The organism is Weissella viridescens, assembly GCF_014789145.1.
GTDB classification, from domain to species: Bacteria; Bacillota; Bacilli; order Lactobacillales; family Lactobacillaceae; genus Weissella; species Weissella viridescens.
Window position 1 is genome coordinate 561,156 of sequence record NZ_CP061835.1, and the last position, 13,073, is coordinate 574,228.

At 41.2% G+C, this 13,073-nt stretch carries 9 protein-coding genes and 1 pseudogene; all 10 read left to right on the forward strand.

The window, feature by feature from the left end:
• Positions 1 to 212: 212 nt before the first annotated feature.
• The 10 genes and pseudogenes from ileS to IE337_RS02890 all read left to right on the forward strand — a co-directional run bounded on the left by ileS (position 213) and on the right by IE337_RS02890 (position 12,739).
• Positions 213 to 3,008, forward strand: coding sequence for an isoleucine--tRNA ligase (gene ileS / locus IE337_RS02840; protein WP_191136713.1), 2,796 nt, complete (start codon positions 213 to 215; stop codon positions 3,006 to 3,008).
• Between the two features lie 123 nt (positions 3,009 to 3,131).
• Positions 3,132 to 3,794, forward strand: coding sequence for a histidine phosphatase family protein (locus tag IE337_RS02845; protein ID WP_057746128.1), 663 nt, complete (start codon positions 3,132 to 3,134; stop codon positions 3,792 to 3,794).
• Positions 3,795 to 3,815: 21 nt separating this feature from the next.
• Positions 3,816 to 4,535 carry a tetratricopeptide repeat protein gene (locus IE337_RS02850; RefSeq protein WP_191136714.1) on the forward strand — a complete coding sequence of 240 codons (720 nt, stop codon included), beginning with the start codon at positions 3,816 to 3,818 and terminating at the stop codon, positions 4,533 to 4,535.
• On the forward strand, positions 4,516 to 7,011 hold the full coding sequence (gene recD2 / locus IE337_RS02855) for an SF1B family DNA helicase RecD2 (protein ID WP_191136715.1): 2,496 nt from the start codon (positions 4,516 to 4,518) through the stop codon (positions 7,009 to 7,011). Before IE337_RS02850 ends, recD2 begins: the two co-directional genes overlap by 20 nt.
• A gap of 111 nt (positions 7,012 to 7,122) precedes the next feature.
• Complete coding sequence (locus IE337_RS02860; RefSeq protein WP_057746137.1) at positions 7,123 to 7,845, forward strand: YebC/PmpR family DNA-binding transcriptional regulator; 723 nt, start codon at positions 7,123 to 7,125, stop codon at positions 7,843 to 7,845.
• 243 nt (positions 7,846 to 8,088) lie between these two features.
• The gene (locus IE337_RS02865; protein WP_191136716.1) at positions 8,089 to 9,543 is read left to right on the forward strand and encodes an NCS2 family permease; all 1,455 of its coding nucleotides are present in this window, start codon (positions 8,089 to 8,091) and stop codon (positions 9,541 to 9,543) included.
• Positions 9,544 to 9,635: 92 nt separating this feature from the next.
• Positions 9,636 to 10,487: pseudogene (locus tag IE337_RS07875) on the forward strand (ATPase, T2SS/T4P/T4SS family).
• Positions 10,484 to 11,443 (forward strand): type II secretion system F family protein, encoded by a 960-nt coding sequence (locus IE337_RS02880; RefSeq protein WP_191136718.1) that lies wholly within the window; start codon positions 10,484 to 10,486, stop codon positions 11,441 to 11,443. The pseudogene IE337_RS07875 and the gene IE337_RS02880 overlap by 4 nt, the downstream one beginning before the upstream one ends.
• Positions 11,443 to 11,763 (forward strand): competence type IV pilus major pilin ComGC, encoded by a 321-nt coding sequence (locus tag IE337_RS02885; RefSeq protein ID WP_057746149.1) that lies wholly within the window; start codon positions 11,443 to 11,445, stop codon positions 11,761 to 11,763. The genes IE337_RS02880 and IE337_RS02885 overlap by 1 nt, the downstream gene beginning before the upstream one ends.
• A 631-nt stretch (positions 11,764 to 12,394) precedes the next feature.
• Positions 12,395 to 12,739 (forward strand): hypothetical protein, encoded by a 345-nt coding sequence (locus tag IE337_RS02890; RefSeq protein WP_191136719.1) that lies wholly within the window; start codon positions 12,395 to 12,397, stop codon positions 12,737 to 12,739.
• Positions 12,740 to 13,073 lie beyond the last annotated feature (334 nt).

The following is a 13,073-nucleotide window of genomic DNA, read 5'->3' on the forward strand; positions in this document are numbered from 1 at the left end:
CCAAACGATATTTTGTATTCTAATCAGCGATCTAGTGCATGGTGTGAGTCTAGAGTAGTTCCGCAAAATGTTTATCAGTAGGTAAATCAATAAAGTGAATAAACGTTGAGACGATTTTTAATCGTGAAAACGGGTGGTACCACGTTACTATTAACGTCCCGGACTGAAGCAATTCAGTCTGGGATGTTTTTTTATTTGAAAGGAGTTCAAGCATGAAAATCAAAGAGACGTTGAATCTTGGTAAGACAAAGTTTCCAATGCGTGGAAATTTGCCACAAAAAGAAGCTGAACGTGAAAACGATTGGTTTGAAAATAAAGTATATGAAAAGCGCCAACAATTAAATGAGGGGAAGCCTTCATTTATGTTGCATGATGGGCCTCCATATGCGAACGGGAATATCCACATTGGACACGCTATGAATAAGATCTCAAAGGATATTATTGTGCGTTACAAGTCAATGAGTGGTTATTATGCACCATTCGTGCCTGGTTGGGATACACATGGTCTACCAATTGAACAACAATTAACAAAAGCCGGTAAAGATCGTAAGGCCGCTGGCCCTGTTAAGTGGCGTAAGATGGCCGCTGAATTTGCAGACAAACAAGTTAAGACGCAAATGGCTGATTTTAAGCGCCTAGGTATTTCTGCTGACTGGGATCACCCATACTTGACGAAGCAACCGCAATATGAAGCAGAGCAATTACGCGTATTTGGAAAAATGGCTAAGCGTGGTTTGATTTATCGTGGTAAAAAGCCAGTCTTTTGGTCATGGTCATCTGAATCAGCGATGGCAATGGCTGAAATCGAATATCATGATGTTACATCAACATCTGTTTCTTTTGCAGAACGCGTAAAAGATGGTAAGGACATCCTAGATAACGATACGTACTTTATTGTTTGGACCACGACACCTTGGACCATTCCTGCTTCTGAGGCTATCGCTGTAAACCCATCATTCAAATATGATGTTGTCCAACCAGCCGGATCTGAGCGTAAATTTGTGGTAGCGGATGCCTTGCTTGGTTCAGCCGCACAAGCTTATGGTTGGGGTGATGATTATGAAGTTGTTAAAACGGTTCAAGGAAGCGACCTTGATCGTATGACAGCCCAACACCCATACATGGATCGTGAAATCTTAGTGATTAATGGTGATCACGTGACAGCAGATGCTGGAACTGGTCTTGTTCACACAGCCCCTGGCTTTGGTGAAGATGATTTTGCCATTGGTCAAAAATATGATTTGCCAATCATCATGAATGTTGATGATCGAGGATACATGACGGAAGAAGCTGGACCAGACTTTGAAGGTGTTTTCTATGATGATGCGAATGCTATTTCATTGAAGAAGCTTGAAGAAAATGATGCACTCATTAAAGCTGAAGACATTACTCACAGTTATCCATTCGATTGGCGTACCAAGAAACCAGTCATTTTCCGTGCGGTACCGCAATGGTTTGCTTCAATCGAACCAATTCGCCAAGAAATTTTGGATAGTTTGGATGATGTTAATTTCCAACCTGAATGGGGACACAAGCGCCTTGCAAACATGATTCGTGATCGCGGTGATTGGGTGATTTCACGTCAACGTGTTTGGGGTGTGCCATTGCCAATCTTCTATGCTGAAGATGGGACCGCTATTTTGGAACAATCAATTATTGATCATGTTGCTGACTTAGTTGCAAAAAATGGCTCAGATGTTTGGTTTGAACGTGAAGCCAAGGAACTATTGCCAGAAGGTTATACGAATGAACACTCACCAAATGGTGAATTCACGAAGGAAACCGATATTATGGATGTTTGGTTTGATTCAGGATCATCACACACAGCTGTGATGGCACAACGTCCAGAGCTATCATTCCCTGAAGATTTGGTTTTGGAAGGTTCAGACCAATACCGTGGCTGGTTTAATTCATCGTTAATTACATCAGTAGCTATCCATGACAAGGCACCATACCGTCGCGTGATTTCACAAGGTTTCGCCTTAGATGGTAATGGGGATAAGATGTCTAAGTCAATTGGGAACACAGTTTCACCAAATGACATTACCAAGAAGATGGGGGCTGAAATTATTCGTTTGTGGGTAACATCAGTTGATACATCCGGCGATGTCCGTGTTTCAGAGGATATTTTGAGTAAGACCTCAGAAGTTTACCGTAAGATCCGTAATACGATGCGTTATTTGCTTTCAAATACGTCAGATTACAATCCTATGGAAAATGCGGTACCATACCGTGATTTAACACCAGTTGATCAATACTTCTTCGCACACTTCAACGAATTGGTTCGTGATATGCGCCGTGCCTATGATGAATACGATTTCCAACAAGTTTATAAGTTGTTGATTAATTTCATCAACGTCGATTTATCTGCTTTCTATTTGGACTTCGCTAAAGATATTTTGTATGTTGAGGCGCCAAATGGGCATGCACGTCGTTCATTACAAACAGTTTTGTACCGAATCTTAGTTGATTTGGATAAGTTGATTTTGCCGATTTTGCCACACACTGCCGAAGAAATCTTTGATTACTTACCATATGAAGCTGGTGATTATGCCTTCTTGACTGAAATGCCTGCTGTTGAAGACCTTGGTAATGTAACGCCTTTGATTACCCGCTGGACTGACTTTATGTCACTCCGTGATGCTGTGAATAAGGCTTTGGAAGTGGCCCGTGATGAAAAGTTAATTGGTAAGCCTTCAGAGGCTGCTGTGACGCTTTATCTCACTGATGACCAACAAATGCTTGTTGATAGCTTAGGACAAGATATTCGCGTTATCTTGATGGTCTCACAACTAACGTTGGCTAATGTCGCTGATGCTGGTGATGCGCCAGAATACGATGGTTATCACATTAAGGTTGAACATGCGGCTGGTGAAGTATCACCACGTGATCGGATGTACCACCTTGACCTTGGTGCTGATCCAACGTTCCCAATGTTGTCAGCCCATGAAGCTGAAATTGTTCGCGCTAACTATCCTGAAGCAGTTGTTGAAGGATTAGAGGATTAAGAATAGCAAAAAACGTCTAACTTTAGTTAGACGTTTTTTTTATTTTCGTAAAAAAAGGCTGAGGTTTTCACTGAGAACGCTTATAATAGGGGTATTAGAAAAATTCAGGAGTGGAGCGAACAAATGACAACATTATATTTTATCCGACACGGCAAAACCGAATGGAACCAAGAAGGTCGATTCCAGGGGGCGAATGGTGATTCCCCACTCTTACCTGAATCATATGAACAAATTAAGCAATTAGCACACCATCTTGCACCAATTCCATTTAAACATGCGTTTAGTAGTCCGATTAAGCGTGCAGTTGATACTGCTGAAGCAACATTGGCAGCGATGCACCAAGATGTTCCGTTGACGCTATTACCAGGTCTAAAAGAATTTGGAATGGGTGTCTGGGAAGGCATGCGCTTTGAAGATGTGAAACGTCAATATCACGATATGCATGAGGCTTACCGGCATCAGCCTGATTTATTTGATGCTGATCAAGTTCCAGGCGCAGAAAGCTTTGAACACGTGCAAGAACGATTTGTTAATGATGTTAAAGCAACCGTTCAGCAATATGGTGGTCCAGATGTGAACTTAATCTATTTTAGTCATGGGATGGCATTAACAGCAGGGATGGGGGCGCTCTTACAAGTTCCGCTATCTGATGTCCGTAAAGAAGGTGGCTTGAGCAATACAAGTACATCTATTTTAGAAACTGATGACGGTGAACATTACCGTGAAGTCGTACGCAATGATGTTAGCTATTTGGGTGGTACACAAGACGAAACAAATACAGTGTAAAACGAAAAGAGGTTGATGAACATGCAAGAACAAACAGATCCACAAACTGAATCAGAGGAAACCGACAGTCAGCAGCAACAAGCTGATATGCAACGTTTGGTCAAAGAAATTGAAGCACATCCTGAAAATTGGCAGGCTTATGCAGATTTAATCAATGTTTTGACGGCTACCGGAAATTTTGTAGAGGCCGAAGAATTGGGGCTCAAAAGTTTGTCACTTTTTGAAGACGATGCACAAGCCAAAGCGTATTTGGCTTATAGTGTTGGAAATGTTTATTATGCAGCTGGAAGTTATGCGCAAGCCCAAAATTTCTTTCAACTTGTTCAATTACCAGAACTGGCACATGATGTCACGATGATGCAGGCGCAAGATTGGTTTGCACAGAAAAATTATAAACAAGCCTTAGCCTTCGCCTTAACGGGGACTGAACAAGATGCACAAGATGTGGATGCTTTCGACTTGTTAGGTAATATTTGGCTGGCTTTGGACCAATTCGATGAGGCGCAAGCGGCATTTGAACGAGCTCTGGCCATTAATGGCGATGACTTTGAGGCGAACTTCGGTCGTGGCCTATTAGCACAAGTAGCGGCGATCGATGACGAAAACCAATGGTTTAGTTATGCGGAAACACTCGATGCTACAAAGTTCAAACAAAAAACACAACAATTAAATGATTTAAGTCAGGTGATTGTTAACAAGCAACAAGGAGAACAAACTGTTGATGGCAAACCAACTGAATGATGCAACAAATGAAAAACCGCAACTTGTTGGATCAGTTGAGAATATCGTTTTTGCTGCACAAGATTCTTTTTATAAAGTATTAGCCGTCCGCGTTGAATCAGCTAATTTTGAGTTTGATGATGAGGAAATGACGGTAACAGGTAGTTTTGGAGATATTCAAATTGGTGGCGATTATACGTTTACTGGTCGTATTACAACCCATGCACGATATGGTGAACAGTTTCTAGCAGAAAATTATCAACGCGAAGCCATTACTTCAGCGAAGGGTGTGATTGATTACTTATCAGGGGATCGGTTTCCTGGGGTAGGTAAAGCAAGTGCGACAAAAATTGTTGACACCTTAGGTTCAGATGCCATTGATAAAATTTTGGATGATGCACATGTTCTTGATCAGTTGGGACTTTCAGAAAAGGTCCAAGCGACCCTTGTAAAACGATTGGAAGAGGCTGATGGGGTTGAGCGAACGATTATTGCGCTCAATAACTTTGGGTTTGGCTCTAATTTGGCAAACGACATTTATGAAAAGTATCAAGCCAAAACGCTGCAGGTATTGAAAGAAAACCCATACCAGCTAGTAGCAGACATTAACGGCGTTAGTTTCAAACGTGTGGACCAAATTGCCGCTGAACAAGGGATTGAACCTGATGATCAACGACGCATAGAGGCGGCGGTTTTAACCACCATTAATCGAGCGACATTTGAATCAGGCGATACGTATATTTTGTTGAACCAATTGTTGCAAGAAGCACAGCGAATGCTTGAACAAGGCCAGAGTGAACCAGTTCCGGTCGCGGCAATTCAAACGGCACTACTAAAATTAACGGAGCAAGGTGATGTGGTGGCTGAAGCTGACCATCTGTATTTACAGTCAGTTTATCAAGCTGAAAAGGATATTGCGGATAAATTGATTCGCTTGACGCGTATGAAAACTGCGAAATTCGAGCGGGCAACGGTTGTTAAAAAAGTGGCAGCAGTCGCGAAGCAAAATGATTTTGCTTACGATGAAAATCAAACAGATGCGATTATATCAGCACTAACCAGTCATTTGTTTATCTTGACAGGAGGGCCGGGAACTGGAAAGACAACTATCTTAAATGGGATTGTCAAGACGTTCCGTTTACTCGCGCAAAGTGAAGGTATGCCAGCTGATAAAATAACAGATAGTATTATGTTAGCGGCGCCAACTGGACGGGCCGCAAAGCGCCTCTCAGAAGCCACACAAATGCCCGCATCAACAATTCATCGTTTACTTGGCATTACAGGTCGAGAGTCTGCACGTGATCTGGACGTTGAAGAACTTGAAGGACAACTATTGATTATCGATGAGATGTCTATGGTCGATACTGAGTTATTTGCCCTACTTTTGAAAGCTGTACCGATGGGGATGCAGGTTATTTTAGTGGGTGATAAAGATCAATTACCTTCCGTTGGACCAGGGCGTGTTTTTTATGACATTTTAGCCAGTGGGCTCTTAAATTATCGCGAATTAGAGGTGATTTACCGGCAAGGTAAAGGCTCGACAATTATTGAGTTGGCTCAGTCGGTGAAGCAAGGACAACTTCCAGCTGATTTTACGATGCAAAAAGCTGATCGATCGTATTTTAATGCTAGCGCCCAACAAGTGCCACAACTCATTGAAAAAGTGGCAAGTTCATGGCGGGATAAGGGTTTTTCTGTAGCGGATATGCAGATTCTTTCACCTATGTATAAAACCCCGGCGGGGGTGCATCACTTAAATAAAATCGCCCAGAACATCTTTAATCCAGCAAGTCCAAAAAAGCGGGAAATTGCGATGAATATGGGCGATAATGCCTACGTGTTACGCGTGGGTGATAAAGTCATGCAAACCACGAATGACCCTGAAAACAATGTGTTTAATGGTGATATTGGTTACATTCAAACAATTCTTTTAGCGAAAGATAAGGCAAATACGGAAAAGAAGGATTTGGTCAGCGTTGCTTTCGATACAGGTGATGTCGATTATACGCGGCAAGACTTGAATCAATTAACCTTAGCCTATGCGACCACGATTCATAAAGCTCAGGGGTCAGAGTATAAACTAGTCATTATGCCCATGGTACGTCCATTTGCACGCATGCTGCAACGGAATCTGTTATATACAGGGATTACCCGAGCGAGTGAATCACTGGTCTTGCTTGGTGAGCAGTCAGCTTTTGCACAGGCGGCGCAGACCGAAGGTATTATGCGGCATACCACGTTACAGGAACGGTTGGCACAACTAAGTCACGGTGCACCTAATAAAGTGGCAACTGATCAAAAATCAGTTGATAAACCAAGCCAAACTGTATCGGTAGTGGAAGCAGTTAACCCAAATGAAGCAAATTCACAAAGTGCGACGACCAAAGAAGCTCAAGCACCGAAAACAACGGTTTTAACTGCTAAATTAATTGCAAATCAAGAAATTGACCCAAACATTGGCATGGATGGCTTGACACCAGCTGATTTTAAGCGTTAAAATTAATCTACAATTGTGACAATTTGTCACTCTGCACGCTTCATTGCAAGCGCGATGAAAGTGGCAGCGTAATGAATTGAATAAATAGCTAAGTGAAAAGGGGTTTTTGATATGTCAGGACACAGTAAATGGCACAATATTCAAGGACGTAAGAACGCCCAAGATGCCAAGCGTGGTAAGATTTTCCAAAAGTTATCACGTGACTTGTATACAGTTGCTAAAGAAGGTGGTGCTGATCCAGATTCAAACGCCGCTTTACGTTTGGTAATGGATAAAGCTAAGGCTGCCAACATGCCTAAGGACAATATTCAACGTGCGTTGGATAAGGCCTCAGGTGCTGATGGTGCCAATTACCAAGAATTGCGTTATGAAGGATATGGACCGGCTGGTGTTGGAGTCGTTGTGGATGCCTTAACGGATAACACAAACCGTACTGCCTCATCTGTTCGTGCTAGTTTCAAGCACTTCGGTGGTGAACTCGGAACTTCTGGTTCTGTTGCCTTCCAATTTGACCGTAAGGGTTACCTAGAAATCGAACGTACCGAAGATACAGACATTGATGAAGATCAATTGTTTGAAGACATTATTGAAGCCGGTGCTGATGATTTGAAGACATTCGATGATCAATTCGAAATCTATACTGACCCTAAGGTCTTTAAGGATGTTCGTGCTGCTTTGGAAGAGAAGGGTTACGACTTCGATACTGCTGAAGTAACCATGATTGCCCAAAACCCAGTGGCCGTTCCAGAAGACAAGCAAGAAACATTGGCTAATTTGGTTGACGAATTAGAAGACAACGATGATGTTTCAGCTGTCTACACAACTGCTGAATAATTTTTAGAGATGCAATTCATTAGAATTGCATCTTTTTTTATTGACCTTTCTTAAAAAAAGCACTATTCTAGATGTATAGTTTATTAAATAGTTTGATAAGTCGTTAACGTGTTCTGCCACAGACTTCATCCGTGAAAAAGGTACTACAGACGACATGAGAGTTTTCTTGTGTCGTTTTTCTTTTCCATGAATCTAGTCACAACAGAGACCTTAGTGGCTTTGAGTCGTAGGAGAAGGGATATTATGTTAGAACGTTTTTTTAAATTATCGGAAAACCATACCGATGTAAAGACTGAGGTAATTGCTGGGTTAACGACATTCGTTGCGATGGCTTATATTATCTTTTTGAATCCAGCCGTCCTATCTCTGACAGGGATGCCAAGCCAAGGTGTTTTCTTGGCCACCATCTTAACTGCAGTTACGGGAACTTTGATTATTGGGCTGTTTGCTAATTTACCATATGCGATTGCACCATCAATCGGGATGCAGGCCATGTTTACCTACACAATTGTCTTTGGACTTGGTTTCACTTGGAAACAAGCCTTAGGAATGGTTTTTTTGGTCGGTTTGGTTGATGTGATTATTACCTTAACAAAGGTTCGATCAGCAATTGTTAAGGCAATTCCAGATCAAATTAAGCATGCGATTGCTGCCGGTATTGGATTATTTATTGCCTATATTGGTTTGAAAAATGCGGGATTCTTAAACTTTATTATTGATCCTTCTAATATTACTTCAGTTAATAATAAGCCATATACACCAGGGATGGCGGTTAATTCAATTAACAGCATGCTAGCCAACGGTGGTGTGACGCCAGAAATTACGACGTTCAATTCAGCACCTGTTTTGTTAGCTTTGATTGGGTTTATTATTTTGGTTATCATGGTGATTTTAAACGTACCTGGGGCATTCTTGATTTCGGTCATTGTGACGACCTTAATCGGAATCCCAATGGGTGTAACGAACACCCACATTGATGCTTTAGGCTCATTTGGCTCAACTTTCAAAGACTTTGGAGATATCTTTGGACAGGCGCTGGGTAAGGATGGACTTTGGTCAATGTTTACCACACCTAAGAATATTCTTGTTGTGATTCTAACTGTCTTCACAATGGGATTGTCTGGTTTGTTTGATGCCATCGGAACCTTTATCGGAACGGGAATTTCATCTGGAATCTTCACGAAGGAAGATCAAAAGGAATTCTACGACGGCAAAGGCTTCAAGTCTAAGATGGACCGTGGTTTGGTTGCGGATACTTTTGCAACGATGTTTGCGGGTATTTTTGGTACTTCAAATACGACAACTTTTATTGAATCAACTGCTGGAATTAAAGCCGGCGGTCGCACTGGTTTAACGTCAGTCGTAGTTGCCATCGGCTTCATTTTCTCAATTATTGCTGCACCATTAGTAGGTGTTATTCCGGGTCAAGCTACGGCACCCATTTTGATTATTGTTGGAATCTCAATGATGAATGAATTCACACAAATTGATTGGGATGATTTGGAAGTTGCCATTCCGGCCTTCTTCACGGCAGCGTTTATGGCCTTTTCATATTCAATTTCGTATGGAATTGCAGCAGGGTTCATCTTCTATGTATTGATTAAAACGATTAAGGGGAAGTTCAAGCAAATTAGTCCGATTTTGTGGATTATCACACTGCTATTCGTTTTAAATTTTGTTTCAATTGCATTAAATTAAATAAAATCAGTGCCTTTGGGCGCTTTTTTTTTGGAAAAAATTTGGTGAGGTGCGTCTATATTCTTGAAATTCCTAGAAAGGAGGTATCAATCATGCTTGAACTATTTTCAAAATTGATAACAAAAGCAGTCAAACAAGTTGCTTCAGATATTTATTTTAGACCACAAGCTCAAGAAATCATGGTCGGATTTCTAACGCCAAACGGATATGTAACACAACCATCTTTACGATTAGAGATTGGACAAGCGCTGATACGTTTTTTGAAATATGAAGCGCACCTCGACTTAGCTGAAAATCGGCGACCACAGGCAGGTCAGTGGACTTACAAGTATCAAGAGCATCACCTACATTTACGTATCTCAACAGTTGGGGACTTTATGTTAGCTGAAACAATGGTGATTCGAATCATTTATCCGCTCGTTCAAATTGAAGGACCCTTACAGCATAATACGGCAGTCCAAATCTTTGGTAAACGTATGCGCCATAGTACTGGTCTCTGGGTGATTGGGGGAGCTATGGGCGCTGGGAAATCAACTTCTTTAGCTTATTTGATTCAACATTTTTTAGCAGATTAAGTCGTTTTATCGATTGAGGACCCTGTTGAGATTACACAACCAGCCGTTTTACAGTTACAGGTTAATGACCAAGCAGATATGACGTATGCACAATTGTTTAAACTTGCGCTAAGGCACCATCCCCAAGTAATCGTTATTGGTGAGATTCGCGATGCACAAACGGCAGCGCAAGTAGTAGAGGCAGCTTTGTGTGGGCATTTGATTTTGACAACAATTCACGCCCTAGGTCTAAATGAAATTGTGCAACGCTTTTTGAATTTAGGTGTGGGCATTGGCGATTTAAATCAAGTTTTAACGGGGCTAGCATTTCAAGTTCGACAACGACAAAATTTTGAATTTAGCTATCAATTCTTAAAGGAAAAAACATGAGATTTCGACGACTTTGGTCACGTAAGCGTCAAGCTGAATTTTTCAACCGTTTAAGTCACTTACTAGAAAATGGGTTTGATTTACAAACCGCTTTGGCACTAATACAGCGAAGCTGTTCGAAATGGTCAGCGGATATAGATGTAATCGTGGCAGATTTGGCACAGGGGAAACTGTTATCGGTTTGCTTAGCGCGATTCGTTAATCCAAGCATCATTGCAGAATTGACGCTTGTTGAACTACATGGACAACAACAACGTTTTTTAAAAATATTGGGGGATCGAGAACGCCAGCATGCGCAACATGTCCAAAAGTTTTGGCAATTGGCGTCCTATCCCATCTGTCTATTTATCCTGATTTTAGGGATGGCAGGTTATTTTTCGGTAACTTTAACGCAATCAAGCCGCCTTTGGACTGTTTTAATACATGTAGGCGTAATGCTAACGGCGGCAGGATTAAGTTTAACTGCGTGCGTATATTTGAACGGTTTACACGTTTTAATGCGATTGCCGTATGTTGGCCAAATTTGGCGATTGAGATTACAAGCACAACTGTGTTTCCAGATTGGCTGTTTGTTACAAGGTGGGGTTCAACTAACCGATGTTTTTGAATACTTACGAACGCATCACCAATTACTACAATCCAAATCTGGCAAACTAATTCATCAGGCTGTCACAGATGCCTTAAAACAAGGCTTACCATTAATAGGTGTTTTAAAGTGTATGCCAATATTACCAGAAACAGTGCAAACGCTGTTTGAATCAGGGCACCCAGCCAAGCAAGTCGGAATAGAACTACAGATATTGGCGGAGGATTTGAATAAGCTCGTTGAGCGCAAGATTGAAGTTTATTTACAGTTGTTACAGCCGTTGTTATTTGTCATTTTAGGTGGATGCATCATCGCGCTGTATGGTGAATTTATTTTACCGACCTACCAAAATTTTGAGGAGCGCTTTTAATGAACGGTTTAGAGCAAATTAAAAAACGAACAGGCTTCACCTTAATTGAGGTCATTACAACGATTTTTATTATGAGTTTATTGATGATGCTTGTTCTGCCCAATGTTAACCGTATCCGGCAGTTTGCAGAAAAAAAGCAGAGTGAAGCATTTTGTCACCATGTTCAAAATCAAGTGGATCTTTTTAAAGGACAATATCCAGGATATGATGTTTCATTACCAAGCTTGGCGGAACACGGATTTATGTCTAAAGCTCAAGTTGAACAGTTTGAACGTGAGAAACTCATTTTACGTGGTGACCAAGTTAAACGACCTGAATAATGGACGTTAAACGTTCTGGATTTTTACTAATTGAGATTCTCGTAGGGTGTGTGATTATGTGTACACTGTTGATGTTTACCTTTCATGGGCGTTACAGCCGTTCTTGGTCCACGGTAGAAAATGAATTTGATCGGTGTTTTACATCAGCCTGATTCCAATCCAGCCTTACTGGTCGTCAATTTGATGTTTATACAAAAAATGAGGCGATTTATGTGAATCGCATAAAAATCCCACTACCTTCAGAGTGGAAAAATGATTGGTCACCGCGAATTGAGGTACACGCACATGCCATCACAGGTGGAACGTTATCTTCTTTTAATCCGAAAACAAAGGATCGTAAACGACTTGTTTTTCAAGTGGGGGGTGGTACCTATACCTGGCGTTAAACGAACTGCTTTTATCTTAAGTGAATGTTTATTATGTTTACTACTCGTTGTAGGTACTGTGATGCCCATAGGCCGGATGCTACGTCATGAAGTACAGGTGATGCGACAGGAGCGGGCAATTTGTGAAAAAATTAAACAAGCCTATCTAAAAAATGAGATGGATTGGTATGTACAAATACAGAAAAGGTAGTTTGTTGATTGAATTACTGTGTAGCTTAATCATTTTACAGGGGGTGTTTGTTTGTGTGAGTCATGCACAGCAGTCATTAGCACAGTGGCGAATTGAGCAACGACAGCATCAACAGCAAATTGGGGATTTTATCGTAACCCAACATTTGCAACATCACTTAGGAGGTGGTCGTATTCTAGATGTCGGGGAACGACGAATTAAAATTAAACATCCACGTGGTGTCGTCTATACAATCGAACAAAAGAAACAGTCCTTGGTTAGTGTGACGCAAAATGGGGGGCATTTTGTTTTAATGAATCAAGTACAACAAGTAACGTTTAGACGTTTGTCGCATGCATGTTTTCAAATGTTTTTCATTCATCAAAAGGGGCAAAAGGATGTCCAAGAAGTGCATATTTAGTTGGACGAGACGCGCATTTTGTTTCGAACTTGTTTTATTTTCGCTTTTCGGATTAAGTTTTTTGGGCTACCAATTACAAAATAACTTGGTGCAAATAAAACGACTGACAATCATTGAACAACAGTATTGGCGTCATAAAACGAAGGCTCTTGACCTCATCCAAAAATTAACACAACCGTTTCCAAAATTTGTCGAAAAGGAGGGCTATCGAATTTGTTATCATAAGGCATATCATGCCTATGATGTCGTTGCTCCAGATCAAACACAAGTTTCAATATATCGGCCATACAATGGGAGATGACTATCAATTTACGCTGAAACGGCGTATAATTGA

What these genes read in the sequence shown, in the direction of transcription:
- IE337_RS02865 (WP_191136716.1), top strand. Translation starts at nt 8,089, where the DNA reads ATGTTAGAACGTTTTTTTAAATTATCGGAAAACCATACCGATGTAAAG.
- ileS (WP_191136713.1), top strand. Translation starts at nt 213, where the DNA reads ATGAAAATCAAAGAGACGTTGAATCTTGGTAAGACAAAGTTTCCAATG.
- IE337_RS02860 (WP_057746137.1), top strand. Translation starts at nt 7,123, where the DNA reads ATGTCAGGACACAGTAAATGGCACAATATTCAAGGACGTAAGAACGCC.
- IE337_RS02845 (WP_057746128.1), top strand. Translation starts at nt 3,132, where the DNA reads ATGACAACATTATATTTTATCCGACACGGCAAAACCGAATGGAACCAA.
- recD2 (WP_191136715.1), top strand. Translation starts at nt 4,516, where the DNA reads ATGGCAAACCAACTGAATGATGCAACAAATGAAAAACCGCAACTTGTT.
- IE337_RS02880 (WP_191136718.1), top strand. Translation starts at nt 10,484, where the DNA reads ATGAGATTTCGACGACTTTGGTCACGTAAGCGTCAAGCTGAATTTTTC.
- IE337_RS02850 (WP_191136714.1), top strand. Translation starts at nt 3,816, where the DNA reads ATGCAAGAACAAACAGATCCACAAACTGAATCAGAGGAAACCGACAGT.
- IE337_RS02885 (WP_057746149.1), top strand. Translation starts at nt 11,443, where the DNA reads ATGAACGGTTTAGAGCAAATTAAAAAACGAACAGGCTTCACCTTAATT.